Source organism: Zobellia uliginosa (assembly GCF_900156625.1).
Taxonomy (GTDB): Bacteria; Bacteroidota; Bacteroidia; order Flavobacteriales; family Flavobacteriaceae; genus Zobellia; species Zobellia uliginosa.
In genome coordinates, this window is the sequence record NZ_FTOB01000003.1 from 726,932 (window position 1) to 753,197 (window position 26,266).

The 26,266-nt window shown below is 42.0% G+C and carries 32 protein-coding genes; 9 read left to right on the forward strand and 23 right to left on the reverse strand.

Annotated elements, in window-relative coordinates:
- Window positions 1-45 precede the first annotated feature (45 nt).
- The 11 genes from BW980_RS11650 to BW980_RS11700 all read right to left on the reverse strand — a co-directional run bounded on the left by BW980_RS11650 (window position 46) and on the right by BW980_RS11700 (window position 9,664).
- Window positions 46-1,152 carry an L-dopachrome tautomerase-related protein gene (locus tag BW980_RS11650; RefSeq protein ID WP_076455379.1) on the reverse strand — a complete coding sequence of 369 codons (1,107 nt, stop codon included), beginning with the start codon at window positions 1,150-1,152 and terminating at the stop codon, window positions 46-48.
- A gap of 1 nt (window position 1,153) precedes the next feature.
- The gene (locus tag BW980_RS11655) at window positions 1,154-1,987 is read right to left on the reverse strand and encodes a DUF4437 domain-containing protein (protein ID WP_076455380.1); all 834 of its coding nucleotides are present in this window, start codon (window positions 1,985-1,987) and stop codon (window positions 1,154-1,156) included.
- Window positions 1,988-2,034: 47 nt separating this feature from the next.
- Window positions 2,035-2,502: a cupin domain-containing protein gene (locus tag BW980_RS11660; protein WP_076455381.1), complete on the reverse strand. Its 468-nt coding sequence runs from the start codon at window positions 2,500-2,502 to the stop codon at window positions 2,035-2,037.
- 96 nt (window positions 2,503-2,598) lie between these two features.
- Window positions 2,599-3,606: a zinc-binding alcohol dehydrogenase family protein gene (locus BW980_RS11665; RefSeq protein ID WP_076455587.1), complete on the reverse strand. Its 1,008-nt coding sequence runs from the start codon at window positions 3,604-3,606 to the stop codon at window positions 2,599-2,601.
- Between the two features lie 26 nt (window positions 3,607-3,632).
- A complete protein-coding gene (locus BW980_RS11670; protein WP_076455382.1) occupies window positions 3,633-4,307 on the reverse strand; it encodes an NAD(P)H-dependent oxidoreductase in 675 nt (224 codons plus the stop codon).
- 217 nt (window positions 4,308-4,524) lie between these two features.
- The gene (locus BW980_RS11675; RefSeq protein WP_076455383.1) at window positions 4,525-5,154 is read right to left on the reverse strand and encodes an alpha-ketoglutarate-dependent dioxygenase AlkB family protein; all 630 of its coding nucleotides are present in this window, start codon (window positions 5,152-5,154) and stop codon (window positions 4,525-4,527) included.
- 80 nt (window positions 5,155-5,234) lie between these two features.
- Window positions 5,235-6,029, reverse strand: a complete 795-nt coding sequence (locus BW980_RS11680) for an SDR family NAD(P)-dependent oxidoreductase (RefSeq protein ID WP_076455384.1) — start codon at window positions 6,027-6,029, stop codon at window positions 5,235-5,237.
- A 19-nt stretch (window positions 6,030-6,048) separates the two neighbouring features.
- Window positions 6,049-6,993: an aldo/keto reductase gene (locus BW980_RS11685; RefSeq protein WP_076455385.1), complete on the reverse strand. Its 945-nt coding sequence runs from the start codon at window positions 6,991-6,993 to the stop codon at window positions 6,049-6,051.
- Between the two features lie 10 nt (window positions 6,994-7,003).
- The gene (locus BW980_RS11690; protein WP_076455386.1) at window positions 7,004-7,477 is read right to left on the reverse strand and encodes a Dps family protein; all 474 of its coding nucleotides are present in this window, start codon (window positions 7,475-7,477) and stop codon (window positions 7,004-7,006) included.
- Window positions 7,478-7,538: 61 nt separating this feature from the next.
- On the reverse strand, window positions 7,539-7,838 hold the full coding sequence (locus BW980_RS11695; RefSeq protein WP_076455387.1) for a putative quinol monooxygenase: 300 nt from the start codon (window positions 7,836-7,838) through the stop codon (window positions 7,539-7,541).
- A 392-nt stretch (window positions 7,839-8,230) separates the two neighbouring features.
- Window positions 8,231-9,664 (reverse strand): T9SS type A sorting domain-containing protein, encoded by a 1,434-nt coding sequence (locus tag BW980_RS11700; protein WP_076455388.1) that lies wholly within the window; start codon window positions 9,662-9,664, stop codon window positions 8,231-8,233.
- 543 nt (window positions 9,665-10,207) lie between these two features.
- Between BW980_RS11700 and BW980_RS11705 the strand changes: the two genes are divergently transcribed.
- Window positions 10,208-11,107, forward strand: coding sequence for an AraC family transcriptional regulator (locus BW980_RS11705; protein ID WP_076455389.1), 900 nt, complete (start codon window positions 10,208-10,210; stop codon window positions 11,105-11,107).
- 14 nt (window positions 11,108-11,121) lie between these two features.
- On the opposite strand, the gene BW980_RS11710 is transcribed toward BW980_RS11705, so the two are convergent.
- From BW980_RS11710 to BW980_RS11725, 4 genes are all read right to left on the reverse strand, one after another.
- Entirely contained in the window at window positions 11,122-11,706 is a 585-nt protein-coding gene (locus BW980_RS11710) for a thioredoxin family protein (RefSeq protein ID WP_076455390.1), read from the reverse strand.
- A 389-nt stretch (window positions 11,707-12,095) separates the two neighbouring features.
- Entirely contained in the window at window positions 12,096-12,590 is a 495-nt protein-coding gene (locus tag BW980_RS11715; protein WP_076455391.1) for a hypothetical protein, read from the reverse strand.
- Window positions 12,591-12,669: 79 nt separating this feature from the next.
- Window positions 12,670-13,155 (reverse strand): Hsp20/alpha crystallin family protein, encoded by a 486-nt coding sequence (locus BW980_RS11720; RefSeq protein WP_076455392.1) that lies wholly within the window; start codon window positions 13,153-13,155, stop codon window positions 12,670-12,672.
- Window positions 13,156-13,367: 212 nt separating this feature from the next.
- Window positions 13,368-14,273, reverse strand: coding sequence for a LysR substrate-binding domain-containing protein (locus BW980_RS11725; RefSeq protein ID WP_076455393.1), 906 nt, complete (start codon window positions 14,271-14,273; stop codon window positions 13,368-13,370).
- Between the two features lie 112 nt (window positions 14,274-14,385).
- Between BW980_RS11725 and BW980_RS11730 the strand changes: the two genes are divergently transcribed.
- Both BW980_RS11730 and BW980_RS11735 read left to right on the forward strand, forming a co-directional pair.
- Entirely contained in the window at window positions 14,386-15,849 is a 1,464-nt protein-coding gene (locus tag BW980_RS11730) for a pyridoxal phosphate-dependent decarboxylase family protein (RefSeq protein WP_076455394.1), read from the forward strand.
- Window positions 15,850-15,969: 120 nt separating this feature from the next.
- Window positions 15,970-16,731 (forward strand): DUF481 domain-containing protein, encoded by a 762-nt coding sequence (locus tag BW980_RS11735; protein WP_076455395.1) that lies wholly within the window; start codon window positions 15,970-15,972, stop codon window positions 16,729-16,731.
- A gap of 13 nt (window positions 16,732-16,744) precedes the next feature.
- Here BW980_RS11735 and BW980_RS11740 read toward each other — a convergent pair whose 3' ends face one another.
- Window positions 16,745-17,224, reverse strand: a complete 480-nt coding sequence (locus BW980_RS11740) for a GAF domain-containing protein (RefSeq protein ID WP_076455396.1) — start codon at window positions 17,222-17,224, stop codon at window positions 16,745-16,747.
- 201 nt (window positions 17,225-17,425) lie between these two features.
- Between BW980_RS11740 and BW980_RS11745 the strand changes: the two genes are divergently transcribed.
- Genes BW980_RS11745 through BW980_RS11765 form a run of 5 tightly spaced genes read left to right on the forward strand, consistent with a single transcriptional unit; the run spans window position 17,426 to window position 21,558 of the window.
- Window positions 17,426-18,004: a TetR/AcrR family transcriptional regulator gene (locus tag BW980_RS11745; RefSeq protein WP_076455397.1), complete on the forward strand. Its 579-nt coding sequence runs from the start codon at window positions 17,426-17,428 to the stop codon at window positions 18,002-18,004.
- 28 nt (window positions 18,005-18,032) lie between these two features.
- Window positions 18,033-18,665 carry a nitroreductase family protein gene (locus BW980_RS11750; protein ID WP_076455398.1) on the forward strand — a complete coding sequence of 211 codons (633 nt, stop codon included), beginning with the start codon at window positions 18,033-18,035 and terminating at the stop codon, window positions 18,663-18,665.
- Between the two features lie 13 nt (window positions 18,666-18,678).
- Complete coding sequence (locus BW980_RS11755; RefSeq protein ID WP_076455399.1) at window positions 18,679-19,674, forward strand: NADP-dependent oxidoreductase; 996 nt, start codon at window positions 18,679-18,681, stop codon at window positions 19,672-19,674.
- Between the two features lie 29 nt (window positions 19,675-19,703).
- Window positions 19,704-20,864, forward strand: coding sequence for an iron-containing alcohol dehydrogenase (locus BW980_RS11760; protein WP_076455400.1), 1,161 nt, complete (start codon window positions 19,704-19,706; stop codon window positions 20,862-20,864).
- 16 nt (window positions 20,865-20,880) lie between these two features.
- Window positions 20,881-21,558: a type 1 glutamine amidotransferase domain-containing protein gene (locus BW980_RS11765; RefSeq protein ID WP_076455401.1), complete on the forward strand. Its 678-nt coding sequence runs from the start codon at window positions 20,881-20,883 to the stop codon at window positions 21,556-21,558.
- Window positions 21,559-21,631: 73 nt separating this feature from the next.
- Here the strand turns inward: BW980_RS11765 and BW980_RS11770 are convergent, their stop codons facing one another.
- From BW980_RS11770 to BW980_RS11790, 5 genes are all read right to left on the reverse strand, one after another.
- Entirely contained in the window at window positions 21,632-22,021 is a 390-nt protein-coding gene (locus tag BW980_RS11770; RefSeq protein ID WP_076455588.1) for a RidA family protein, read from the reverse strand.
- Between the two features lie 165 nt (window positions 22,022-22,186).
- Window positions 22,187-22,750, reverse strand: a complete 564-nt coding sequence (locus BW980_RS11775) for a Crp/Fnr family transcriptional regulator (protein WP_076455402.1) — start codon at window positions 22,748-22,750, stop codon at window positions 22,187-22,189.
- Window positions 22,751-22,790: 40 nt separating this feature from the next.
- A complete protein-coding gene (locus BW980_RS11780; RefSeq protein WP_076455403.1) occupies window positions 22,791-23,405 on the reverse strand; it encodes a class I SAM-dependent methyltransferase in 615 nt (204 codons plus the stop codon).
- 14 nt (window positions 23,406-23,419) lie between these two features.
- Window positions 23,420-23,665 (reverse strand): hypothetical protein, encoded by a 246-nt coding sequence (locus BW980_RS11785; RefSeq protein ID WP_076455404.1) that lies wholly within the window; start codon window positions 23,663-23,665, stop codon window positions 23,420-23,422.
- 6 nt (window positions 23,666-23,671) lie between these two features.
- Window positions 23,672-24,199, reverse strand: coding sequence for an NAD(P)/FAD-dependent oxidoreductase (locus tag BW980_RS11790; protein WP_076455405.1), 528 nt, complete (start codon window positions 24,197-24,199; stop codon window positions 23,672-23,674).
- 113 nt (window positions 24,200-24,312) lie between these two features.
- Here BW980_RS11790 and BW980_RS11795 point away from each other — a divergent pair, with 113 nt between their 5' ends.
- Window positions 24,313-24,687: a Fur family transcriptional regulator gene (locus tag BW980_RS11795; RefSeq protein ID WP_076455589.1), complete on the forward strand. Its 375-nt coding sequence runs from the start codon at window positions 24,313-24,315 to the stop codon at window positions 24,685-24,687.
- 3 nt (window positions 24,688-24,690) lie between these two features.
- Here the strand turns inward: BW980_RS11795 and BW980_RS11800 are convergent, their stop codons facing one another.
- Both BW980_RS11800 and BW980_RS11805 read right to left on the reverse strand, forming a co-directional pair.
- Entirely contained in the window at window positions 24,691-25,464 is a 774-nt protein-coding gene (locus BW980_RS11800; protein WP_076455406.1) for a DUF4405 domain-containing protein, read from the reverse strand.
- 41 nt (window positions 25,465-25,505) lie between these two features.
- On the reverse strand, window positions 25,506-26,231 hold the full coding sequence (locus BW980_RS11805; RefSeq protein WP_076455407.1) for a siderophore-interacting protein: 726 nt from the start codon (window positions 26,229-26,231) through the stop codon (window positions 25,506-25,508).
- Between the last annotated feature and the right edge of the window lie 35 nt (window positions 26,232-26,266).

Here is a 26,266-nt window from a genome sequence, read left to right on the forward strand (position 1 = left end):
CTTCCTTTTGGCAGAACATTTTTAGTATTATTGGAGACTGTGAATTTATCGAAAAGAAACACCCGTTGCTAAAGGTTTAAACCTGAAAATATAAAAGGGCCGGGTCGCTATGCTTGTCCCCTTATTAAAAGCGGCGCCTCTATTTACCTGTGCAGCGGATACGTACATATATCCATCTACATGGTTGTAGCTTACGCCATCGGGCCATACCATATTTTCGTCCTGTATCATGGTTTTTACACTACGGTCTTTGGCCATGACCACGGCAACACTTTTGGTTTCCAGCGCAGTTAAATAAAGGTTTCCTTCTTTGTCGATGGACATTCCGCCATTGTTGGGTTTGTCGGAATAGGTTTCTATTCTACTGTTCAAATCGGCATCGGTCAGGGCTTCGTTGACCAAATCCACGGTTTTGATACGGTAGATTTTTGGTCCGTTCAAAGGTCCGTAGTAGATATATTCAAAGTTAGCATCGGCAGTAATTCCGTCATTTCCAATCAACAAATCCTTTCCATTTACTGCCAGATGCTTGCCATTGATTACGGTAGGCGTATTTTCAGGTTTCGTGGTACGCGTACCCTCGAGAACACGACGTGTCTTTCCGGTCTTCATATCAACAATAATAAAGGCAGCTTTGCTCCCATCACCCCCATTGCCAATACCTTCATCGGCGATGATAAAATAACCGTGCTTGGTATCCACTACCATATCGTTGGGTTGCGAAATGGATGGTACACTGGATTTTGGCAGGTAGTAAATGCGCTCCAAGGCATCGGTTTTGGTGTTCCAGCCTACAATTTTTGGCGTTACATTGTCGCGTTGGGCCATATCGATCATCCAAACAACCCCGTTTTCATCATTACGGATACCCAAAACATTGCTCAAATAATTGTCATCCGTAGCTCTTGGGGTGTTCCATTCCAAATTTGGGAAGGCTGTGGTCGTATTTGTATTTTTATCGAACTTGACCACTCGAATTTCTGGTGCAAAAAAGGGGTGGTGACTGTATACCAATTGCCCATCGTGGGTAAAGGCAATATTGCCTACCGCTTGGTCTACCGTGGCATAGGTTTCCGCATCTGCCAAGGTTTTTTGGGCTTGCACGACCATGACCGAAGTAAATAAACTCAATAGTAAACTTGTCTTTTTCATCTTACTTTACCTCAAAATTACCATTACTTCGTATGTAAATAACCGTTTCCTTAGTTGTGGAAATGAAGGCCTTGGCATTTTCTTCAGCCCCGAAATAAGAACCTGGTTCTAAGACATTTTCAGCATCCTTTTTGGAAAATTGATGTGTTACCTTGCCAGAGATAACCACCGCCCTGAAATTCGGACTCAAGTTTTTTATGCTTCCGTTAAAACCGGCCGGTAGTTTTAAAAGTGTCGCACGCAATTGGTTTTCATCGTGACTCCCCCATAAAAAGGCGGTTTCTACATTGCTCTTATCTGCCACCCATTCAATATCGTTGGCATGTAACCAAACCATATTCGATTGATCTACATTCACGGAGCGTTCCCCATTGTCAAAAGCTTCTGAAGTCGGTTTTACTAAATAGGGCCCCTCTTGAATGTCTAAGAACGCCATATTCTCCTCCCCATCAGCCGCGGTGATATGTGCTTCGCCTGCAGGTTGTTGCCAATACGAACCCGCTGGCAACCATTGTTTTTCGGCTTTTTCATCATCGTTATGCAACAATCCTTGTATAACCACACCACGATAAGTAATGTTGTGAATGTGCGGTGGCGACGAAAATCCTTTGTTGAATTTTACTAAAAATCCTGCGGGTTCGTTTTTGGTACGGTCGCCCCAAAGTTTTCCTGCGGCCGGACTTTGATCACCTCGTAGCGGATTTAACCATCCCCATTCTACTTTGTCCGCCGTAACCACCTCGTTTTGCGATTTTACAGGGTCAGTGGTCGGTGTTTGGGCGCTTGTATAGGCTGTTGTTGCTATGGCCCATGCCAGTAGTAGTTGTTTTTTCATTTTGATTTTTTTACTATTCTAACTAGTTCTCTGTTTATATGCCAGTCCTATTCGCTTTTCTTTAAATAATCGGGTAATTCCTTACTCAGCCAATCTTGACGTACCGGAACGTGAACATCTAAGTCCACCGTCTTTTCCAATGCCCAAAATTCATGTGGAACGTTTTCTGGAAAGACAATAACCTCTCCACCGGAAACAATAACAAATTTCTCTTTGCCGTCTATTATGGTCTTGATTTTTACCTTTCCGGACATGATATAGGTGATCTGCTCATTAGGGTGTTGGTGCCAAGGAATATGCGCGCCTTCTTCTAAATCGAAAATGGTCATTTGTCCTTTTTCGCCGTGAAACCACTTGCGCTTTATTCCCTCGCCAATAGTCTCCGATTCCATTTCATCAAAATTGAAATGTTGCACTTTTGAAGTGGCCACGGAATCAATGGTGTTTACTTGGGCATATACTGTGTTGCTTGCAAATAGGGCGATTACAGCAAGTGCTGTTAGTGTATTTTTCATTCTAGATATTGATTAAATTAAAATTGTCAATTAAAGTGATATTTGTTGTTTTACTATGTTCACTTAAATCAACATCTTTATAGTATGTCATTTGATTTAAAATCCTTCCAAAACAATCTTCCCCTTTGCTTTTCCCGTTTCCAGGAAGGCGTGGGCCTTTCTGAGGTTCTCGGCATTTATGGTTCCGAAATTCTCCCCTAAAGTGGTCTTAATCGTTTTGCTATCGATCAACTCGGAAACCTTGTTAAGAATGTTGTGTTGCTCGATCATATCCTCTGTCTGGAACATAGAGCGGGTAAACATTAACTCAATGTGAGTCGACACGGCCTTACCTTTAAAAGGCATTACGTTCAATGATTTCGGGTCATCAATAAACCCGAATTTCCCTTGGGGCTTGATCAACTTGGCAATTTCCTCAACATGTTGTTCCGTCGCATTTAGACTCACAACATATTCTGGTGCAGGTAGACCGTATTTCTCGAACTCTTCACTTAATTTATTCCTATGGTTAATAACCGAGTCGGCACCCAATTCCTTTAACCAAGCCGTAGTTTCCTCACGGGAAGCCGTAGCAATGATATTCAGTTTGGTCAATTTTTTGGCCAATTGCACCAAAATGGACCCCACACCACCGGCAGCACCTATGACTAAAATGGACTCGCTAGCATCGTTTTTGGCGACTTCCAATCTATCGAACAACATTTCCCAGGCCGTAAGCGAAGTCAAGGGTAAGGCAGCTGCTTCCGCATAAGACAAGCTCGCTGGTTTTTTGCCCACGATACGCTCATCTACCACTTGAAACTGCGCATAGCTTCCTTGTCTTGTAAAATCGCCTGCATACCAAACTTCATCACCAATCTTAAAGAGGCTAACATCCTCTCCTACCTCTTTAACGACACCGGCGGCATCCCAACCGATAACCTTCCAATCATCACCTTGTACAGGCATTCCGGCCCGTACTTTGTAATCGGCTGGGTTTACCGAAATTGCTTTTATCTCCACCAATATATCTTTGCCAGTAACCTTGGGCATGGCCAATTCTACGTCTTGTAATGATTTTACATCCTCAATGGGGAGGTTCTCTTTGTATCCTATTGCTTTCATTTTATATTTTTTTAAGGATGATAGAATTACTTCCAAGTAACGATATCATCAAAATTTCTTCTCGATTTTTTAAATTCCGGATCGGCTTTTCTATAACCGAAAGCGACCATAAATGATAGACCGTATTTATCGGTATCCACACCAAATTTTTCTTTTAATAAAGCCTCTGCTTTTTCTTGGTGGAAACCTTCTATAGGGCAACTGTCTATACCCGTTAAGGCGGCGGAAGTCATCATATTTCCCAAGGCGATATAGGTTTGCTTCGAGGCCCAGTCAAACAACTTTTTATCGTTGTCAAGATTAAAATCCCGCTCCTGAAATTCCCTATACAACCTATCATACGTCTCGATTACATCCTCGGGCAGTTGCTTTACATCTTTCATCATGTGCGTAATGTATTCCGAATCGTGCTTTACCATAGGGGCCTTCATGGCCAAACCCAATACAAAGTGGCTGGCGGTATCTAATTTTAGGGGGGCTCCCCAGGCTACGGGTTTTAATAGCTCCCGTAATTCCTTGTCTTGAACGACTATAAAATGCCAAGGTTCAAAACCAAAGGAACTTGGTGATAAATGTGCGGTCTCCAAGATGAATTTCATATCCTCTTCCGAAATGGTTTTGGTAGGGTCGAACTCCTTGGTAGCATGCCTATATTTAAATGCATTGATAATTTCTTCCTTTGCGATGTTCGGTGTATTCATTTGTATGTCTTTAAAAAGTTATTTTCTTAAGTTGGGACAAAGGTAGGTGTACAGCTAGGCTGCTTTAGGGTAAGAAAAAAGGAGATATAGGTACAAATAGAGGTTTTTTAGCTTTGAATCCTCGTTTTTTACCTGTTCTCGCTAAAAAAACGGAAGATTGTTCCTTCTTTGGAACGGAAAAGAAGGTCTTAGGCCTTTATAAGTACAAAACGAAGGGTTAGCCAACCCATCTAAATGTGAGATTGATCCTAGGTGGGATTTGTCGTGAGGTTTTTGGGACTTTGTGTTTCCAGTTTTCTTGCGTTGCTCCCTGCATGAGAAGTAGGCTTCCATGGGCCAAGGGTATATCGAGGCGTTTGAAGTCTTTTTGGGTAGTATGTTTTAGTTGGAAAGGCCTTGTGGCTCCAAAAGTAACGGAAGCAATGACGGTGTTTTTACGTTGGGCACCTTTATAATCTTGGTGCCAGTCTACACTGTCTTTACCATCTCTGTAGTAATTCAGTAGGCAACGTGTAAAATTTACATGAACTTCCTGCTCTATGCGCTCTTTAATAAAAAGCAAATCAGCATTCCATACATGCATTTTACTTTTTGTATTCGTGTACTGAATATCCTTGCTGACGTCACCATACCAAGCGGTCAATCGAGGGTAGTCTACATTTTTACCATGAATGGTAATTTGCTCTTGTTGCCAAGGAGTGTGTTTTAATAAGTTGTTGAATAGCCTATTGCTTTCTTCTAAACTGAAGAAATTCTCGAATAGAATAACATCGGCTCCTGGTAGATCAAATTCCGTTTTACGGACTTCATTTGTTGAAAATAAGTCCCCTTGATTAAATAAATCCATCTCTTCCTTCTTAAACCATTCTTATTTAAACCAAACTAAGAACCCAGATCTACCAGCAGCTTTTTATGTTAGCCACTGCTTTACAGAATAGACCGGATCAACCCGCCTTCAACCCTAATGGATGCCCCATTGGTGGCCGAGGCCAAATCACTGCAATAATAGGCTATGGTATTGGCGACTTCATCGACCGAGGCAAAGCGTCCGATCAAGGATGTTGGGCGCATGTTTTTAAAGAAGTTTTCTTCGACCACTTCCTCCGAAACATTCTCGGCCTTGGCCAAATCTTGGATAAAACCACTCACACCCTTTGATTTTGTTGGTCCCGGCAAAATGGAATTCACCGTAACATTAGTGCCTTTGGTCAATTCCGCCAATCCCCTACTAACGGCCAATTGCGCCGTTTTTGTCATACCGTAGTGAATCATTTCATCGGGAATGAATACCGCCGATTCGCTGGAAATAAAAATAACCCTGCCCCAGTTTTTCTTCAGCATTTTCGGAAAATAATGACGCGCCAAACGGATGCCGCTCATGACATTGACCTCAAAAAAACGAAACCAGTCCTCATCGGGAATATCGGCAAATGCCTTAGGTTCAAAAATACCTGTGTTGTTTATAAGGATATCCACTTCGGGAACTTCCTTTAGCAGTCTGTCAATATCCTCAACTTTAGAAAAATCCGCTGCAACCCCGGATACGTTATTGTTTTGGGTACTTGCCTTTAATTTTTTTACCGTGGCATCTACCGTTTCTTGTTTTCTTCCGTTTATGATTATGGTAGCTCCTTCCTTTAAGAGCTGCTCCGCTGTTGCATAGCCAATACCAGCCGTAGAACCGCTGATAAAGGCAGTCTTATCTTTAATTTTTAAATCCATTTCTCTTCTCTTTTAAAAATTATTTACTGGCTGTTTCAAGTAATTCCAGGTCTTCAGCATCCAAATTCAATTTAGGCGCATCGAACAAGGTTTGTAATTGGGCTTTACTTGTGGCACTTACGATGGGTGCTGCAACATGTGGTTGGGCCATTAGCCAGGCCAAGGCTACCGTTGCCGGCTTGCTGTTGTGTTTTTCCGAAACGGTATCGAGGGCCTTGATGATTTCCATACCTTTTGGGGTTAAATATTGCTTTACACTACCCCCGCGAACACTCTTGTTCAAATCATCTTCGGAACGGTATTTACCGGTCAAGAATCCACTTGCCAAAGAAAAATAGGTCATTACACTTAGTCCGTGTTCTTCAACAACACCGGCATATTTGGTTTCGTAACCTTCGCGCTCCACCAAGTTGTAATGCGGTTGCAAGGCCACGTATTTGGGAAGGTTGTTCACTTCTGAAACCTTAAGGGACTCAAGCAATCTTTCGGGCGATAGATTGGAGGCTGCAATATGGCGTACTTTGCCTGCCTTTATGATTTCGTCGTAGGCGGACAGCGTTTCTTCCACAGGGGTAACATCATCGTCAAAATGGGTGTAGTACAAGTCTATATAATCGGTCTGAAGGCGTTGTAAGGACTCGTCCACCGATTTTAAAATGTGTTTTTTACTAATATCGTTGGGATGTTCCTTGGTCTCGGAACCTACTTTGGTGGCGATGACCAGCTGGTCACGGTTGCTACGGGATTTCATCCATTTTCCGATTATGGTTTCGGACTGGCCTCCTACCTCGTTCACCCACCAGCTGTAGGTATCCGCGGTGTCGATAAAATTAAAGCCCGCATCGGTAAAGGCATCTAAAATTTCAAAGGATTGCTTTTCGTCCAATGTCCAACCAAAGACATTGCCACCAAAATTGATGCGGGCCACTTCTAGGTCGGTATTTCCTATATTTACTTTTTTCATTTTTTTTGATTTACTTTAAATGTGACCGTAAGAACCAAGCTGTTTTTTCGTGGTCTTCCAATAACCCAGTGATAAAATCGCTTGTTCCCAAATCTTTGTACTTATCGGCAAAGGGAACAATGTTTTCCCGTAAGTGAATACATAGGGTTTCGTGGTCTTCAAGCAGTTCCTTGATAAAACCTAGGGGGCTATTGTCATTATGGTTTTTTTCGGTCAAATGGGTCAAGGCCAAAAAATCCTTTAGGGTGGCCGGGGCATAATGTCCCAAACTGCGTATACGTTCGGCTACGCGATCTATGGTTTCCGACAGCTGCTCGTACTGTCCTTCAAAAAACTTATGTTTATCGTAAAAATCCGCCCCTTCTACGTTCCAATGCGCGTTTCTGGTTTTGGTGTACAATACGTATTCGTCCGCCAGCAGTTTGGTCAATTCATCGGCTACGGCCTGTCTGTTTTCTTCTGAAATACCGATATTCGTTTTCATGTCCTTAATATTCTATGGTGTTAAAAAAAACACACGCATGGGCTGCGTGTGCTGTTTGTTATCAGTTTATTATTTCTGTCATTTCGTTCAAGGTGAATTCTTCTATTTTGCCTTCGGTGACCTTTAGGTAATGAGCCAATTGTTCATTTTCCATATGGGCCTGCCACAACTCGCGGTTTACCCATCTTTCAAAAAACAGAAAGAAATCGGGGTTTTCGTTGTCTTGGTGTAGGTCGTAACAGATATTACCTTCTTCTGCCCTCGTGCTGTCCAATAACTTTAGCAATTCGGCCTTTACAAATTCCCTGTGCCCTTCTTTTACCACAATTTTGGCGACTATGGTCAAATACGATTTTTTCATGTTGTTTTTCTTTAGTGATATGTATAGTTGTTAATTCGGTTTTGCCTACATATACAGGCTCGTTTTTTTTTGATATTCAAGATTTAGAGGGCCCTGCGTAATACATAAACCGTTCCTTTTTGATTTGCTGCCATTCCGTCTGAACATAGCTTTAAACGGTACTCGTCTATGTCGTCTTTATAAAAACTTCCGGTTCATATCGTATTGATTGGTAAAAGAAATTTTTAAAAGCTAAGCTCGGCACTGACTTTATGCCATACAAAGATAAGGTAGGCTTATAGCACGTTTGGTGTATAAAAAATGGATGTTTTTGTACAAATGAAGGTTTGTGAAAAGAAAAAGCCCAAAACAGAAATGATCTGTTTTGGGCCATAGGTATGAAATAGGGAGATTTACTCCGAGATAACGATTTTTTGTTTTACCGTCTCACCGCTTGCTTTGGTGATTTCCAATATATAGATGCCCTTTTTTAGGGAAGAAACATCGATTTTTTGATCGATCACATCCTTTCTTAACATAACCCAACCTTTTAGGTTGTACACTCTGGCCTCAACATAATCGGATTGCGAGATATTCAATACATCCGTTGCAGGAATGGGATAGACCTGTAGTTTTTCCGTAGCTTGGTCTTGACGCTCATAACTAGCGGGTTTTTCTACTGATGATGTAGTTTCTGCACTATTGGCGGCACTTGCGTTCACCGGTTTGTAAACCCGGATCCAGTCTACCAATAAGTTGTTGTTATAAAAATCGGACAGCTCTTCGGTTGTGGCAGATCGGTAAGCCTCAGCCTGCCAACTTTGGTCTTCTACATTAATGATGATATCCATCTCTTTATTAAATTTCCTACCATTGTTCAAGTAGTTAAAGGGGTCGATAACGCTAATGTTCGACTTGTTTTTGGCGTCGCTTAAGCTAGATGCTATTTTCATTTTTTGATAGCCATTTTCCTTGATCAGCTGGCCGTTTATCCCTGTACTCGTAACACCGGCCGGGTAAGTGTATTGCCATGTACCATCTGGCAACCTTGTCTGTATGGCGTCATTGTCCAATACCCGTACCATTTGTCCGTCTACAAAATACTCCAGTCGCGTTGGGGATACCCAGTTCACCCCGATCCTGATGGTTTTACCTCCCCATTGGGTCACGCCGTTTTTGCTCCACCAGCTATTAAGGTCGGCGGGTTGATAATCCTTAAAATTAGGAGGTCTTATAAAAACATGGTGGCTCAAGTGGATCTTAGACGCAAAATAACTGTTCCTGTCGTCGTTTCCAGGGCCTCCATAGCATTCTATAATATCGATTTCCTGGGTGTCATCAGGACTCAATAGCCAAATATCTGAGGCCAGGGTAGAATTCATGACTTTCACCCTTGCCTCTACGAATACTGGGTATTTTACCCGAGTTTTATTGGTAATACAACCAGCCCTGGTCTCGGGTCTGCTTATGGTAGTATTGTTCGATCCGGTAAAGGATTTCGTAGCTCCCGGAACCCTAGATGCCCAAATGTTCAAGTTTCCTCCAGAAACGGCTACATGGTTTTGCATCCATTTGGTCGGACCGGGGCCTTCAAAATTATTGGGCTGCCCATTGGGTAGGTTGTGATATTTGTTATACCATTTCATGTTTCCATTGGGCCCAAAATCCACCACATTGTTGGTAGGATTAAAGGTGTAATTGAAATCGTCACTGGCGGCAGTTTGCAGTTTCCATGTTTTGCCGGCCCCTGCATTGGCCGGTACGGGTATGTTGTCCCAGTCATACTGTCCGTGGGACGTAAAAAATTGTAAAAATGCAAAAATTGCAAGTAGGATACTTCTTTTCATTTGAATTTGATTTTAGGGTTCTTAAAAAAATTAACACGTCCAAATTAATCTTTAGGACGTATAATTAAATGAATGCGACTTGACAAAAACTAAACATGGCTTTTGTGGTCGATAAACAGAAGTTGCATTTTATCGATGGGTCGATGAATTATATAGGCTTAACACGGGAAATGAGAAAATAATTATTTTACATTAATATTTTAATTCCTACAATTAAAAACGTTTTTACCTATAAAATAACAAAATTTAGTTTTATGCTTTTAGATTCTTTTTGGGGTGAAAAAGCCGTAAAAAAGGGGTGAAAATGACCTAAATAAGCATCATTTTGGTGTAGCTGTTAAGCCCATAATCTCGAGGTAGTTTTAATGGGGATTTCAGAAAAAAAATCTAGAGATGGAAATTCGTTTTGCTGTTTCGTCTTAGCTATTTATTGTATGAAAATAGGATGTTTATGTATAATAAGAGGTTTTTGGGCTTGAATACGCCGCTTATACTATTATTTTTTTTAATTTTACCGAATGATTTTGAATAAATCAAACAGATATGCAAGTTTTAGAAGCACATAAACCTTTTGAAATACAAGAAATAGAATTGACGGATTGGAAGCAGCGTCCTGTCAAGAACAATTTTTTTGAATTGGTCTTGATTAAGGAAGGTTCGGGTACCCAGTGTATCAATTACAATCACTATCCTTATACAAAGGACAGTGTCTTTTTGCTTCCTCCTTTAAAGTGTCATTCTTTTGCTATTACTAGGCCGACGCGATTTGTTTTTTTAAAATTCACCGATTCTTTCTTTAAAAAGGGAAGTCGTGGTATGCATATTGACCGGAACGAGTGGTTTAATGAGGCCGCCTATATTCTTTCGAACTACAATCAATTGCCTGGTGATATCATAAAGACCGATCTCGACCGACAGCACCTTCAGAACCTGGTAACCATGATTTTACAAGAATCGCGGAGCTATGAACGGGAATCGGTTCAGCTTATAACCAGTCTTATGACCAGTATATTGGAGCTTTTGATCCGCAACATTAAAAAGGGGAGTTATTTCGAGATGGCGCAAAAGGTGAGCGACGAGCGCATCACCAAAATGTTGGCCTATATCAATGAGCATATCGATAAGCCGGAACTATTGAAAATCGACAACCTGGCGAAGACTTTTATGATGTCGCCCACCTATGTGAGCGAATATTTTAGGAAGCAAGTAAAAATATCCCTCCGCGAGTATATTATCAAGGCTAAGCTTAAGTTGGTGGAAATACGCTTATTGAACTCCGATTTCACCCTCTCCGAGATTGCCGACGACCTAGGGTTTACCGATGTAAGCCACCTGTCGAAAACCTTTAAGCGTTATGCGGGTACTTCGATTCGGGAATTCAAGAACAATGGGGAATATATGGTCTTAAAGAGAAACTCCTGTGCAGCTCCAGCTCAGGTGTAGTTCAAAATGAACTTTCAGCGGAAGTCATTCTTTTTGTTCATATAGCTTTTTTTCCAAATGATGCTGGAACCCATGCTGGGGTATTGGTTAGAATCGACTTCTTTGCCTTCTATCAGGCTGTCAAGGGCATTACATAAATCTTGGCCCGTGGCTTTTGCAATGCAGGGACGGGTCATGTCGAACCTTCCCGAGTAGGCGCATTCCATGTTGTGGTCGAAAACAAAAAAATCAGGGGTGCTCTGTGCTTCGTAGGTAAGGGCGGCATTCTGGTGCTCGTCGTAAAGGTAGGGAAAAGGGTAACTGTGGTATTCCGCAATTTGCTTCATAAATACCGGGGCGTCTTTAGGGCTTTGTTCAACGTCATTACTGCTGATCGCAATAAATGTAACGCCTAATTCTTGGTATTTGTTGGCGATTTCTACCAATTTCGGATTGATGTGTTGTACAAAGGGGCAATGGTTACAAAGAAAAACAATGACCGTGGCTATGTCGGATTTGATGTCGCACAGGCTTATAAAATTATTGGAAACGGTATCGCGCAACCTAAAATTAGGGGCTTTCGTACCTAATTCCATCATACTTGATAGTACAAATGCCATAAATATAATTTACCATCGTCCTTGTTGGTGGCAAGCACGAATATTTAAACTTCTAGAACTACTCTTCTCTCGTCAATATTTCTGTAAGATTGCTTATTTACCGCGTAATCTATCTCCCTTTCATTGCTTGTTTAAAACAGGGGGTTGTTTGCTGGTAAAGCAATAATGTCACTACAGTAAATTAAAAGGATTTTATGGTAACAAAAAAGGAATTTTCATTAAAATTTTAAGTATTCTATGCTATTCTACCGCTATTTATGCGCAAAAAGGACAAATAAATACACATATTTATTATAAATACAATTATTTGTCCTTTTTTTATACAAAAAAATAACAATATTAACATTTTTGACTAAATAGAGTAAACAATGTATATTTCTTACTCTATTTTACAAGGTATTTTCTTGCGGATTTTCCTTGTCCTTCCACTGAGATCTATATTTTTTTAAGAATTCTTTTTGCCTGTTTTCCATTTGTTTGTGCCAGGTATCTAAATCGAAAAAGTCTTTGCCAAAGGGACTTTCAAAAAAGTCGTCGTTAAAAAAATGCTTGGTAAACAATGAGTCCGGTCCGAAAACATCTTCAAAGCCCTTTTTATTAAAATGTGAAAATCTACTGTAGAATTTTGAGCGCATTTGTTGAAGGGTACTATCCTTGTCAAGGTCCGCCAAGTCTTCAAAATTTCCGGAAGACCATGAGTAGATGGAGTCGAAACGGATCAGGTTGCCGTTTTCGTCAAATTCCTTGTTCACTTTCCATGTGCCCTTGGGCTCCTCGTTTATTTGTTTTTCCACTTCTTTGTGTTCCGCGATGTCCTTGCTTTCTTGGGCATTACAACCTAGGTTCAAGAGGGACAATAGCAAGAAAAAAGGTAATGTTCTCATGACTTATTAATTTAAGGTTTTGTATTCGGAAAATAAGCGGACCATGGTTTAGGTCCGCTTACATCATTATTTTTCTGTTCTATGCAATAGCAATACGTTTTGGCGGTTTCTTCTTGGCCTCTTCTTTTTTCGGCAAGTATACGCTGAGTATACCTTCTTGGTAGTTGGCCTTTATTTTGCTATCGTCAACCGTTTCAGGAAGCGTAAAGCTCCGTTTGAAAGATGAATAGCCAAATTCCCTTCGGGTGTACTTTTCGTCCTTGGCTTCATTCTCTTCGGTAATCTCCGCTGAAATGGACAATACCTGGTTGTCTAGGTCAATATGGAAATTCGATTTATTGAGTCCGGGTACGGCCATGTCCACCGAAAAGGCATCGGGGGTCTCCTTGATGTTTACCATAGGCAAGCTTATTCCCGTGTTGAAGTTTTGTGAAAATACCGATGGCCAATCTCGCGTGAACAGATCGTCTACCCAAGATGAGAGCATGGGGTAAGTTGATAAACTAGTTGAATTTGTCCTTGTCAAACCTCCTTTTTCAGGAGCATTTTTAACCAAAGTGCTCATAATAAATTAGATTTAAGTTAAACAATAAATTCACCGAAATGCCCGCAAAAAAAATACCACAATACGCCTTAAAACCTACTGTGGTATACTTTTAAAACTTTTTAAGAAAAAGGGTTAAAAAAGCGTTAGGAAAACACATCTGAAAATGTCATTTTGGCAATGTAAATTGACACTTTTTCAAGGGGTTAGCACTGTGGTAGACTGTCATCTTTTCAGTGTGTTTCTCCCTTTAGGGGGCTTACATGGTTTACTTGGTGTAGAATTTGAAACAACTTGGGGTGTTCAAACTCTAATTTAGGGTTCCATATCATGGTCAATTGGGCCTTTTGAGGTGTATCGGACAATTCGTGAAAGTCTATGGGTAAATGGAGTCCCCTTATCGATGACATAGGCTCCAACGACACCCCCATGCCTGCTTCGATCAATCGAATACTGGTACTTACCGAATCGGTTTCATGCACTACATTGGGTATAAAACCTGCACCGGTGCAAATCGACTCTATAATATTTACATAGTTGGGGCCATCGGTCTTTGAAGGAAAGATAAAAGGCTCTTTGGTGAATGTGGCAAAGCCATTCTTTTGCAATCGCTCCATATCAAAGCCCTTGGGTACCAACACGGCATAATTATCGATATGTAATACCTTGCTTTTTAATCCCACCGGCACCAAGGGGTTGGTGGCAAAACCGATATCGAGTTCCCCCGATTGTAGGCGTATATATTGGTCGCGGTTGTTGAGTTCCTTTAAAATGGTCTTGATGTTCGGAAGGTTTTGACGGATGTCTATTAGGATTTCGGGGAGTATGGACTGCATTACCGAATGGGTAAAGCCAATTTTCAGTTCCCCGGCTTCCCCCTTGTGGATTTGGTTCGTTCTCTTAATGATAAATTCATACTGAAGTAGGAGCTTTTCCATTTCCGGAATAAAATACCTTCCGGCCTCCGTCAACTCAACATTCCGCTTGTTCCGTTTGAACAAGGGGGTGTTGATGCCTTCTTCCAATTGCTTGATCTTACGGCTAAGGGCCGGTTGTACAATATGTAAGGCCTCGGCGGTTTTAGTGAAATTCAGTTTTTTTGAAAGCAATATGGCACTACGTATGTGTTGCAGATCCATTTTAGTAATACATATTTGTTATTAGTTTATCAAAATTAAGTATTTATTTTTATTAATAAGGATGTCTAGCTTTGTGATGCTTAGGAAGATGTAGAATTTAAAAAAGCACCCCATGAAGAAAGACAATAGAATATCCAAGGTTTACGAAGCGGAACGATTTAGGGAAATGGGGAAAGAACTTATCGATGTTCTGGCCGACCATTTGGGAGGCCTTCATAACCAAGATACCAAAACTGTTTACCCCGATAATGCTCCCGAAGACGAGCTGCAGTTTTGGGAAAGGGATCTAGGGCGTCCATCGGATCCTATGTCGACCCTCAAAACGATTATCGATCGCTCGCAACAAACCCAGCACCCCAAGTATATGGGGCACCAAACAGCGGTTCCGGCACCAATAACAGCCCTTACGGGTATGGTAACCGACCTTTTGAACAATAGTTCGGGGGTTTATGAAATGGGACCGGTTTCCAATGCCATGGAGCGCGTCGTTACGGACTTTACCGCAAATAAAGTGGGGTATCCCAAGACGGCATCGGGCCTTATGACCTCGGGAGGAAGCCTAGGGAACCTTACCGCCCTATTAGCTGCCAGAAAAGACCGGGCGCCCCACAATGTTTGGGAAGAAGGCCACAACGGAAAATTAGCGGTAATGGTCTCCGAAGAGGCCCATTATTGTATTGACAGGGCCGCCCGAATTATGGGGCTAGGCAATAAGGGAATTATTAAAGTGCCGGTAGATGATCGGTTTAAGATCCGCACCGACCTACTCCCCCACTATTTGGAAAAGGCCAAGGAGGACGGACTCCATGTGTTTTGCATTATTGGCTGCGCTGGCTCTACGGCTACGGGTTCTTACGATGATCTTGAGGCCTTGGCGGAATTTAGCCGAGCCCATAAACTCTGGTTACATGTTGATGGGGCCCATGGAGGGGCGGTGGTGTTTTCCGATAAATACAAGTCCTTGGTCAGGGGAATCGAAAAAGCGGACTCCGTAGTCATTGATTTCCATAAGATGTTGATGACCCCTGTTCTGAGTACGGCCCTCTTATTTAAGGAGGGAAATAAAATTTATAGGACCTTTATGCAAAGGGCGCAATATTTATGGGATTCACCGGAATCTGAAGAATGGTACAATTCGGCGAAAAGGACTTTTGAATGTAGCAAGCCGTTTCTCTCGGCAAAGGTTTATATGATTCTAAAGACCTGTGGCAACGATATTTTTGAAAAAAATGTAGACCGCCTCTACGATTCGGCCCAGCTATTGGCACAAATGGTCAAGGAGAAATTTGGGATGGAGCTGCTGCACGAACCTGAATCGAATATTGTCAATTTTAGGTATACGCCCCATAAGAATATGCCTACCGATAAATTGAACCAGTTGAATACCGAAATCAGGAAGCGTTTGGTGTCCTCTGGAAATTTTTATATCGTGCAGACGACCATAGGGGGTCAACGGACCCTAAGGTGCTCTATTATGAACCCTTTGACCACGCAGGCGGATTTTGTGGACTTGCTCGATGAGATTGAAAAACAAGGGGCTTCCATCTTGGGTGCGGAGCTGGTCTTGGGCCCATAGGGACGCTTTTCTAACCGCTATAAATAGAGTGGTCGGTCGATTTATGTACAAATCGGTAAAGTGTAGCGAAATTCAACTTGGAATATGATAGTTTTGCAGCCTGACAAAATCGCTTGCCGCATGAAACTAGCATTAATCATAGGTGCCGCCCTCCTTTTCTTTAGTGTTTCCAACGCCCAGTTGGTGAATATTGAGTCCAAACGTATGCAAAAAGACTCGGTGCGTTTTGCCCTGAAAAGCGACCTGCTCTTTAATTATACGGACAATAATGGGGCCTATATCCTTCAGATAGGATCCAATCTTACCACCCAATTGAAATCTAGGGATTTGAAAAAAATCCTTTTCTTCATCGGGAACTACAACCTTATACGGAGTAAGGACGAGGATTTTCAGAATTCCTATTTCTTCCACCTACGGTATAACCATAAACTGACCGATTTGTTTAGGCTCGAAGGTTTTGTCCAAAACCAAAACAATACCTTGTTATCTATACGGAACAGAAACCTGGTCGGTGCCGGGCTTCGTTTAAAATTAATTTCGAAAGAAAATGCAAAGGTCTATTTTGGTAATGCCTATATGTACGAAATAGAAGTGCAAAAAGATACGGACGAACAATTCTATAACCATAGGAACAGCAGCTACCTATCGGCTACCTACGCCTTTTCGAAGACGCGTTTGGATTTTACAGGGACCGTATACTTCCAGCCCTTGTATCGCTATATAGCCAACCATCGTATACTTGGTCAACTAAAGGCGGAAATGCCCCTAACGGGTCATCTTAGCCTTTCTGCCTTGTACAACTATTCCTTTAGTAGTTTTTCTGCCTCTTCGCAAAGCGATCGTTCGTCCAATCTGAAATTAGGACTTACCTTTTCCATTTAAAGAAACAAGAAATTTATCGCGTGGCCAGTACCCTGCTCATCTCTTCCCCTATCTTAAGAAGGCCGTTACGCTCTTCTTCCGTAAAATCATAGGGTACGGGCTTGGCAATACCCAAGGTGCCGTATAACTTCCCGTCCAATAACATAGGGGCGGCAATGGAACCTTCTACTTTGGTTTCTTTGGCGGCAGGACGCGCTACGCCTGAGCTATCGGTCTGTAAATTGCACATCTCTACGGCCTCCTTGCGCTCCGCTGCAATACCGGCCATACCTTTTCCGATCGGAATGGTGGATAACTTGGGTATCAAAAAGGGAGGAATGCCCTTATGGGCCTGCAATTGCAATAAAGAAGTGTCTTGGTCTAAAAAGTGAATGGTTCCCGTAGTGCAGTCAAAACCGCTGATAATGTCTTCCAAAAGTTGCTGCCAATTAGGCTCGGGCTGTTTCAATTTTTCTAAAACGGTGGCTAGGGTCAATCCTTCCTTATGTTCCATAGTAATAGTATTTACGGTATAAAATCGGTTAGGTCTAATGTGAATACGGGCTTCCAGATATATGGATCGTCCCTATACCTACAAATTTACTAAAGTAATCGGTAGTTAGGCCTACTCTATTCCGACAGAAAAACTAAACCTTTGTTAAAAAAGAATGAACGTTCATTTTTTGTCTTTACCTTTGTATCATAATTTAGGACCATGACAACATTAACAAAGAGTCAAATTAAAAGAAAGGCGTTGGTAGAAGCCACCATTGAACTGGTGAACAATAGTGGTTTCCACGCGGCGCCCATGTCGAAAATAGCAAAAATGGCCAATGTGTCCCCTGCTACTATTTACCTCTATTTTGAGAACAAGCAAGATTTGGTCAATAAGGTGTATATAGAAGTAAAGGCGGCCTTTACGGAATATGCCTTTGCTACCTACGACCCCAAAATGGATGTTGAAAAGGGCTTTGAGATCATTTGGAAACGCATAGCCGATTTTAAACTTAAGGAATGCGAGGAAGCCATGTTCTTGGCACAGTGTGATAATACCCCCATCATTGACGAACCGAGCCGTCAGGAAGGTATTAAACATTTACAGCCCCTATTGGACCTATGGGAACGCGGAAGGAAAGAGGGAAGGATAAAACCATTGTCCGATTACATATTGTACGCCTATGCCATTAACCCCCTATCCTTTTTAATGATCATGCAAAAAAGGGGGGCGTTTCAATTGGACGAAGACCATTTGGAAGAAGCCTACCAATCGGCTTGGAGCAGTATTAAAAAATAAACAGATCATCATTAAGCAATAAATATATATGGAATTACTCGATAAATTAAACTGGAGATACGCAGCTAAGGCGATGAATGGAGAGACCGTACCACAGGAGAAAGTGGACCGTATACTTGAGGCGGCCCGCCTCGCTCCTACCTCTAGTGGTTTGCAACCTTTTGAAATCATAGTGGTTACGAATCAAGAATTAAAGGAAAAGATAAAAGCGGTAGCATGGAACCAGTCGGTGGTCACCGATTCATCCCATTTGTTGGTTTTTGCGGCCTGGGACAACTATACCGAAGAGCGCATCAATAAAATGTTCGACCTTACCAATGAGATTCGTGGCTTTACGAACGAAGGTTGGGAAAATTATAGACAACAATTATTGGGGATGTATCCACAGCGTGATCCCGAGGTAAACTTTCAACATGCCGCACGCCAAGCCTACATCGCATTTTCACAAGCGATTGCCGCTGCCGCCTTTGAAGGGGTAGATTCTACACCGATGGAAGGTTTTGACCCAGATGCGGTAGATGAAATCCTCGATTTAAGATCAAAAGGCTTACGCAGTTGTGTGTTATTGCCTATCGGTTATAGGGATACAAATAACGATTGGTTGGTAAACTTGGTAAAAGTGAGGAAAAGTACTGAAGACCTGGTTACCGTACTCGATTAAAAAAAACAAGAAAATGAAAACAATCCTATTAAAGAACAGGCCTAAGGGAAGACCAAGGGTCTCCGATTTTGAGTTTATTGAAAGTGAGGCCCCTTCGGAAATAAAAGAGGGCCAAATGCTTTTGGAAACCGCTTATGTTTCCGTAGATCCATATTTAAGGGGAAAGATGAACGATGTAAAGTCGTACACCCCTCCTTTTGAATTGAACAAGCCCATTCATTCAGGAATTGTAGCCAAGGTAGTGGCCTCTAAACATGCCGATTACAAACCAGGGGATTATGTAGCGGGAATGTTGGATTGGAAAACCCAGCAAGTTTCCAATGGTGAAGGTTTGACCAAAGTAGACGAGACCAAGGCGCCCCTAAGTGCATACTTGGGCATTTTGGGGATGACGGGACTTACCGCTTATTTGGGACTTACCGAAATAGGGAAACCCAAGAAGGGTGAAACCTTGGTGGTTTCCGGGGCTGCAGGTGCCGTAGGAAGCGTTGTTGGTCAAATTGGTAAGATACTCGGACTTAAGGTTATTGGTATTGCCGGCAGTGATGAAAAGGTAGACTTGCTAAAATCGAAATTCGGTTTTGACGAGGGAATCAATTATAACACTACCGATGATATGACGGCAGCTATTAAAAAAGCGGCGCCGAAGGGGGTTGATATTTACTTTGACAACGTGGGCGGACCTATTTCAGATGCGGTCTTGTTCAACATCAACCAGTTTGCGCGACTGATCATTTGCGGGGCCATTTCAGTGTATAACAATACCGAACTGCCCAAGAGTGTAAGTGTTCAGCCGTTTTTGGTCAAGAACAGTGCCTTAATGCAAGGTTTTATCGTCTTTAATTACCATGAAAAATATCCTGAAGCCCTAAAACAATTATCTGCTTGGTTGGCCGAAGGAAAACTGACCTATAGCGAAACTATAGTAGAAGGTTTTGAAAACATTCCCCAAGCATTTATCGACTTGTTCGATGGAAAGAATAAAGGAAAGATGGTCGTTAAAATCTAACGATCGCAAACCACAAAAGTAAAAACGCTATGAACAATTTTAAATTTAAAAATCCTACCAAAATTATATTTGGGAAAGATACGATCCATAAAATAACAGAGGAAATTCCTTCCGAAGCCAAAATATTAATGCTCTATGGCGGGGGGAGCATCAAAAAGAACGGGGTTTACGAACAGGTGAAGACGGCCTTGGCCAAGGCGGATGTCGTTGAGTTCGGTGGTATTCCTGCCAACCCTGAGTACGCCGTACTTATGGATGCCTTAAAGGTAATCAAGGAAGAAAACATTACATACCTACTAGCTGTCGGCGGAGGTTCGGTTATTGACGGAACCAAGTTTTTATCTGCTGCAGCAGTGTATGAAGGCGAAGAGCCATGGGACTTTGTAAGGAAAAGAGAGCCTATTCAAAAAGGAATGCCTTTTGGTACGGTGTTGACCCTGCCGGCTACCGGTTCGGAAATGAACTCGGGAACGGTAATCTCTAGAAAGGAAACCCAAGAGAAGTTGTCTTTTGGTGGTCCTGCCCTATTCCCACAGTTTTCGGTATTGGATCCACAGGTAATTACCTCCATTCCACAAAGACAATTGGTAAACGGTATTACCGATGCCCTTACCCATGTTCTCGAGCAGTATATGACCTATCCTGCAGGGGGACTTCTACAAGACCGTTTCGCGGAAAGTATCTTGCAGACCTTGATCGAGATTGCTCCTAGGGTAATTAAAGACCCGAGTGATTACGAGGCCGCGGCCAACTTTATGTGGAGCTGTACCATGGCGCTTAACGGACTTATTCAACAAGGGGTTCCCGGTGACTGGGCGGTACATATGATGGGGCACGAGCTTACGGCAATGTACGGCATCGATCACGCGAGGACGTTAGCGGTTGTAGCCCCAAGTCATTATAAGTACAACTTTGAGGCCAAGAAGGAAAAATTGGCCCAATATGGTGAGCGTGTTTGGAACATCACCGAAGGTAGTATCGATGATAAGGCCTATGCGGCCATAGAAAAAACCGAAGCCTTCTTTAAGGGCTTGGGTATCGATACCAAATTATCGGACTATACTTCTGAATACGAAGGTACGGCCGAAACAATAGCACAACGTTTTACCGATCGCGGATGGAAAGGTCTTGGCGAACGTCAGGCCTTGACACCTCAAGATGCTGAGAAGATCGTAAAAATGGCATATTAACCCTAAAAATTAAAAGATGAAAATATTATTTGTTTTAACCTCTCATGACAAATTGGGAGACACAGGAAAAAAAACAGGATTTTGGGTAGAGGAATTCGCAAATCCATATTACACCTTGCTTGACAAAGGGGCCGATATTACGCTGGCGAGCCCTAAGGGCGGTGCCGCCCCAATTGACCCGAGCAGCGACACGCCCGATGCCAGTACCAAGGATACCGAACGCTTTAATAATGATCCGGTAGCCCAGGAAAAAATCAAAAACACAAAAGTATTGGCCGATATGAAGACCGACGATTTCGATGCGGTTTTTTATCCTGGAGGTCACGGTCCGTTATGGGATTTGGCTACCGATGCAAATTCCAAGGCCTTGATCGAGAAGTTCAATGCACAGAACAAGCCTATAGCCTTCGTATGTCACGCCCCCGCCGCCTTAAAAGAGGTAAAGGGTACGGATGGAAACTTCTTGGTAAAAGGCAAAACGGTCACAGGATTTTCCAATACCGAAGAAGAAGCCGTACAATTGACGAATGTAGTGCCATTTTTGGTCGAAGATGCCTTAAAGGCCAACGGAGGAATATATTCTAGAGGGGAAGATTGGACCGCCTATGCTTTGCAAGACGGAAACCTGATTACAGGGCAAAACCCTGCCTCATCGGAATTGGTGGCCGAAAAACTATTGGCCAGTATTAACTAATTGTAGTTCCCCCTTTTTTGCAAAAGGCTTACCATTTTTACTGGTAGGCCTTTTTTTATCTTTAATACTTACCTTATTTGATGACGGTTGCTTCCAATTCGATTTTTAAGGTTTCAAACAGGCGTTTTACTTCCAAAACAGTACTTGCTTGTTGTATGTTATGCCTTGTAATCCAATTTTGAAATATATCAAAGCAGCTAAAAAATTGATCGGTAGATGTAGTGTAGATATTTAATCTAACGATGTTCTTACATTCAAATCCGGCCTCTTCTACGATTTTTTCCAAATTTTGAATCGCCTTTATCAATTGGGTTTCCATATTCCCGGTACTGGATTTCCCGTGGGCGTCAATTGCGGTCTGGCCCGATATATAAAGCGTTGCGCTTGGATGGATGACTTCAACGGCCTGTACATAACTCCTGTCGTTTTGCCATTGCCATGGGTTGATACTGTTTTTTTCCATTTGTTTTTGATGTTGTGCAACTATTGACATGAGAGCCGATAGCGCGATGGTTAAGATTCTTTTTTATAAGTCACAGGTTCTATTCGAACGTGTCTTACAAAGGTTTGAACTTTAGCATCGTTTAGTGTGTGACAAACATCACAGTTATGAAAAATCACAAAACGGTTAAGATGACAATCTGCTTAGGGTTTCCCGAGATACGCCCAAGTAGGAAGCCAAAAGGGTTTTAGGTAGCCGCTGAAACAAAGACGGATGTTCTTTTAAGAGCTGCTCGTATCTTTCTTTGGCGCTTGAAGTTAGAAAGGATAAAATCCTTTTTTGGGAAGCGATATGGCCCGCATTGGATTTCTTAAGAAAGAAATGTTCCATTTTGGAAAAATCGGCGGCGAGTTTGTTGTAGTTTTCGAGTGAAATGCCAAGTACATGGGTGTCTTCGATACATTGTAATGATAGCTGTGCCTTGCTCTGGGCAAAGTAGGCGGCAAAATCGCTTTCCCACCAATTTTCCATGGCAAAGGAGGCTATATGTTGCTTTCCGTCGGCATCATCATAAATCAATTTTAGAAGTCCGGAAATAACAAAATAGCAATACTTTACCGGCTCTCCCCTTCGGATAAGAAAATCATGTTTTCTATAGGCCTTTTTAGAAAAGTGTGACAGCACAAAGGCGTACTCCTCATCGTTTAAGGCAACCACTTCCTCTATATGTTTTCTAAGCTGATGACTCATCCAATCGTTTTTATAGCCTTATAGGGCGGCGAAAAATCCGTTAACTTTTTGAAATCGATTTTTTACACCTTATTAAAAACATAGGCTGATTTTCATCTACAGCAACAATTTCTGTGAGTCCAAATTCGGCAAATTCGGTTTCTACGGCTTCCCTATCGTAATAATATATACGGACACCTCGGTGAAACTCAAATCGGTCTTTCCCTACTTTTTTTCCTTTTCCGTAATTGGGTGCTTCTTTGGTGATGGCCGTGAAGACCATCGTTCCGTTATCGCTCAGTTGCCCATAGCAATCTTGAATAAGTTTGGCCCGTTCATTTGCGTTTAATAAATGGATCAGGGCATGACAAAAAATGCCGTCATACTTTAGGTCGTCAAAAGGCATGTCGCTTACGGAACCGTGATATATGGGCATTGTTTCGCCGTAGTGCTTCCTGGCCAATTCAATAGCGGTTTTCGATATTTCTATGCCAGTGACCTGTATACCTTTCGATTTGAAAATTTCCGCATTCCGACCATAACCGATACCCGGGATGAGTACATTTTTAACCGATGGCCCTTTAAAAAAATCTAGGGCCAACAAAGCGGACTTAGCAGGTTCAAAGCCCCACATTTCTTGTTTGTCTAAAAAATTATCTTCCCAAAACTCAGACATAGTTTTTCCCTTTTTTATCTACAAATGTTATCCCTGATAGGTTCGCAAAGAATACCCTCGTTTCTAATTACATCCATTATTTGCTCCGTACGTATAGGGCTTCCTTCAAAGCGAAGAACGGTATGCCCGCAGGGATAAGACCGTCCCGTTTCATCCATGTCATAATGGATTTTTAAATGCTCAAATTCCCTTTTAAGCCGTTTTACCGTTCTTTTGGCCTGTAAACTTTTTTCAATATTCGTAATTAAGACTTCAACCACAGCATCTTATTTTAATTTATTTAAAAATCTCTCTTCCCTTGGCTCCAAGTTTGCCATGGCTCCGGCCATGATTCCTGTAGCAACCGCACTGGCAATGGAGCGTATTTGTGTACTATTGTCCCCACAGGCGAACAATCCATTGGACTTAGTTTTTTGCATGGCATCTACTTGTATTAAACCTTGTTCGCTAATCGATCCGTTCAATTGGGCGGGTATATCGGAATGTTGTGTGAATGGGAGACAGGCATGGATAGCGTCAAAATTTTCGGCTGATTTATTTCCCTTTAGGGCTACATCATTAATAAAGGAAACGGTCTCGTACCCTAATACTTGCGATTTGGCCTTTTTCAGTATTTCACTTGGCTTTATGCCATTAGGCGTTATAAAGTAATGGGCATGCGGTGTTTGCCTATTGTACGGAAGACCTCCGTCAATAATAAGCATACGTCGCAATGAAGGTCCTAAAGTTATGGTTGCTAGAAGCCCGGCATAACTTCCTCCTATTATTACATCAAAAATTTCCTGTTTATCCATAAGGGCCTATATTAATGCGATTATATCGCATTAATCGCGTTTTGCAAATATAGAAGATTTTTGTATTATTGCAATTAAATCGCATTAATTTTTCTGGTGTGATGCTAAACGATATGAAAAGAAGAAATACTCCCACGAAGCAAGCGGTACTTTCGGTTTTGAGCTCCAGTACCAAGGCCATGAGTCCTGATGCCATTAAGAAGAAAATAGATGTTTCCATCGATAGGGCCACTATTTATCGGGTATTGAACCGTTTTTGTGACGACGGGGTCTTACATCGGGTCGTAGCCGACGATGGAAAGCAATATTTCGCCATGTGCCAAAAGTGTGATGAAAATGAAAAACCTTTGCAGCATTTTCACTTTAGGTGTACCCATTGCGAGACCATAGAATGCTTGCCCCTTCCCGTAAACTACACCATAGCCAAGGGCTATGAAGTAAAAAATGTGAATTGTGTACTTATTGGGGTTTGTAAAGATTGCGCTTAAATTTTAAGAGTGTATTCCCTTCCTTCGAAGTTTCCTTTTGAGTCGTATGATGCCCCCTGCAATAAGTGCCGGTACACCAGTAAGTACGGTAACCTTGACCAAGGGCAATACATATCTCATCCAACTCATTCCCGGTCCTCCGGGCTCTTGTCCTGAGTTGTTTTCCGCACTTGTCCTTAAACCTTCGGCCCATTGGCTGAATTCAAATAGATATACTGTTAAAGACAGAACAACACTTAGACTGATCAAGAGGAGCAGCTGGAGCATGCGTTTTGATATGATGGCCCCCACTTCGGTCAAATGGTGTAAATCGGACTTGAATTTAAACTTGCTGAGAGCGCCGAGGATCCATCGCCAGTGTAAGGCGATATGAACACCGAAGACAAGCATAAAGAGGGTGGCGCTAAGGTTGTGGATCTTGGTCCAAAACGGGTCGGCTTCAAAATGGATTCCAAAAACGGGCAAAGCGGCCTCTGAAATAACGATACCGGAAACCGTAATGACAATCATAAAGACATAGAGGGTCCAGTTTAGGATATAATCGAATCGGGTTTTATTGGATTCCCTTTGAAAGAATTTTTTAGAATTCGTAGCGATCCAATCCCAATTAATAATGAGGTGTATAAAAAATGGGAGGATGATGATAAAACTGGCCCATTCATGAATGGCTATTCCGGTAGTTTGGGGAATAAGGACCAAGACCATTAATATAAAGAAGAACAAATCGACATAAATCCGCACCTTCGATGTTTTCTTATTTTTGGGGACTTCACTCATCTGTCTGTCGTTAAAACTTGATGTTAAAAAATTAAGGGGGCTTATTCCAGTCCCTTTTTGTCGGGGTTCCAAAAAGGTTTGGTCTTGATTAGCTTCGTATCCCAATTCAATTCCTTTCTAAAGTATTGGTTCAAGGCGACACACAGCCTACTGTCGCCCGCAATATAGACCATCTTTCTGCCCTGCATTTTTTTTAGTAAGGGCCTTAGTTCGGTCAAGACCTCTTCTACGGGATTTTCGGGCATTTCGTAAAAGCCAAAGGGCGTACTTCCATCAATATCGGGAAACATCTCGCCCGGGTCGTGATTATAAATAATGCTTTCCACTTGCTTTTCCTCGGGCAAATGTCGTTTTATCACATAGAGATGCGATAAAGCCGATAGATCGCCGATCATCAAGTAACTGTCGGCACTATCGTCTAAAAGAAAATTTCCCTTTTTCCACTTGAAGTGCACCTCGGTATCCGTTTGGCAAGTTTCCGCCCACATAGCCCCTATGCCCTTGCTATGGGTGGCAATGGCCAAGTCTATGGTCTCGTTTTCCCTGTCAATGGCCCAAACGCTATAACTTCTTACCTTATCCTTTAAGGCAATTTCCTCTTGGCCGATACCGACCCCTAGCCTTATAAAATATCCGGGGGTAAAATCAACGTCTTTAATGTGTTTGCTTTTTATTCGGATTTTATAAACCGATTCGGAGAGCTTCGATTTTTCTACAACCTTTCCTTTCTCCAGTATTTTTTTGATGAGGGTCTCAACTATTCCCATTTGGTTCTTTTTCTAAATTAAATACGCAGAGGTAA

Coding starts and splice junctions, on each gene's coding strand:
- BW980_RS11800 (WP_076455406.1), bottom strand. CDS start 25,464: ATGAGTGAAGTCCCCAAAAATAAGAAAACATCGAAGGTGCGGATTTAT.
- BW980_RS11795 (WP_076455589.1), top strand. CDS start 24,313: ATGAAAAGAAGAAATACTCCCACGAAGCAAGCGGTACTTTCGGTTTTG.
- BW980_RS11705 (WP_076455389.1), top strand. CDS start 10,208: ATGCAAGTTTTAGAAGCACATAAACCTTTTGAAATACAAGAAATAGAA.
- BW980_RS11775 (WP_076455402.1), bottom strand. CDS start 22,750: ATGAGTCATCAGCTTAGAAAACATATAGAGGAAGTGGTTGCCTTAAAC.
- BW980_RS11755 (WP_076455399.1), top strand. CDS start 18,679: ATGAAAACAATCCTATTAAAGAACAGGCCTAAGGGAAGACCAAGGGTC.
- BW980_RS11730 (WP_076455394.1), top strand. CDS start 14,386: ATGAAGAAAGACAATAGAATATCCAAGGTTTACGAAGCGGAACGATTT.
- BW980_RS11650 (WP_076455379.1), bottom strand. CDS start 1,152: ATGAAAAAGACAAGTTTACTATTGAGTTTATTTACTTCGGTCATGGTC.
- BW980_RS11735 (WP_076455395.1), top strand. CDS start 15,970: ATGAAACTAGCATTAATCATAGGTGCCGCCCTCCTTTTCTTTAGTGTT.
- BW980_RS11725 (WP_076455393.1), bottom strand. CDS start 14,273: ATGGATCTGCAACACATACGTAGTGCCATATTGCTTTCAAAAAAACTG.
- BW980_RS11665 (WP_076455587.1), bottom strand. CDS start 3,606: ATGAAAGCAATAGGATACAAAGAGAACCTCCCCATTGAGGATGTAAAA.
- BW980_RS11670 (WP_076455382.1), bottom strand. CDS start 4,307: ATGAATACACCGAACATCGCAAAGGAAGAAATTATCAATGCATTTAAA.
- BW980_RS11780 (WP_076455403.1), bottom strand. CDS start 23,405: ATGTCTGAGTTTTGGGAAGATAATTTTTTAGACAAACAAGAAATGTGG.
- BW980_RS11690 (WP_076455386.1), bottom strand. CDS start 7,477: ATGAAAACGAATATCGGTATTTCAGAAGAAAACAGACAGGCCGTAGCC.
- BW980_RS11805 (WP_076455407.1), bottom strand. CDS start 26,231: ATGGGAATAGTTGAGACCCTCATCAAAAAAATACTGGAGAAAGGAAAG.
- BW980_RS11715 (WP_076455391.1), bottom strand. CDS start 12,590: ATGAGAACATTACCTTTTTTCTTGCTATTGTCCCTCTTGAACCTAGGT.
- BW980_RS11700 (WP_076455388.1), bottom strand. CDS start 9,664: ATGAAAAGAAGTATCCTACTTGCAATTTTTGCATTTTTACAATTTTTT.
- BW980_RS11745 (WP_076455397.1), top strand. CDS start 17,426: ATGACAACATTAACAAAGAGTCAAATTAAAAGAAAGGCGTTGGTAGAA.
- BW980_RS11655 (WP_076455380.1), bottom strand. CDS start 1,987: ATGAAAAAACAACTACTACTGGCATGGGCCATAGCAACAACAGCCTAT.
- BW980_RS11660 (WP_076455381.1), bottom strand. CDS start 2,502: ATGAAAAATACACTAACAGCACTTGCTGTAATCGCCCTATTTGCAAGC.
- BW980_RS11760 (WP_076455400.1), top strand. CDS start 19,704: ATGAACAATTTTAAATTTAAAAATCCTACCAAAATTATATTTGGGAAA.
- BW980_RS11750 (WP_076455398.1), top strand. CDS start 18,033: ATGGAATTACTCGATAAATTAAACTGGAGATACGCAGCTAAGGCGATG.
- BW980_RS11720 (WP_076455392.1), bottom strand. CDS start 13,155: ATGAGCACTTTGGTTAAAAATGCTCCTGAAAAAGGAGGTTTGACAAGG.
- BW980_RS11790 (WP_076455405.1), bottom strand. CDS start 24,199: ATGGATAAACAGGAAATTTTTGATGTAATAATAGGAGGAAGTTATGCC.
- BW980_RS11765 (WP_076455401.1), top strand. CDS start 20,881: ATGAAAATATTATTTGTTTTAACCTCTCATGACAAATTGGGAGACACA.
- BW980_RS11680 (WP_076455384.1), bottom strand. CDS start 6,029: ATGGATTTAAAAATTAAAGATAAGACTGCCTTTATCAGCGGTTCTACG.
- BW980_RS11770 (WP_076455588.1), bottom strand. CDS start 22,021: ATGGAAAAAAACAGTATCAACCCATGGCAATGGCAAAACGACAGGAGT.
- BW980_RS11710 (WP_076455390.1), bottom strand. CDS start 11,706: ATGGCATTTGTACTATCAAGTATGATGGAATTAGGTACGAAAGCCCCT.
- BW980_RS11675 (WP_076455383.1), bottom strand. CDS start 5,154: ATGGATTTATTTAATCAAGGGGACTTATTTTCAACAAATGAAGTCCGT.
- BW980_RS11740 (WP_076455396.1), bottom strand. CDS start 17,224: ATGGAACATAAGGAAGGATTGACCCTAGCCACCGTTTTAGAAAAATTG.
- BW980_RS11685 (WP_076455385.1), bottom strand. CDS start 6,993: ATGAAAAAAGTAAATATAGGAAATACCGACCTAGAAGTGGCCCGCATC.
- BW980_RS11695 (WP_076455387.1), bottom strand. CDS start 7,838: ATGAAAAAATCGTATTTGACCATAGTCGCCAAAATTGTGGTAAAAGAA.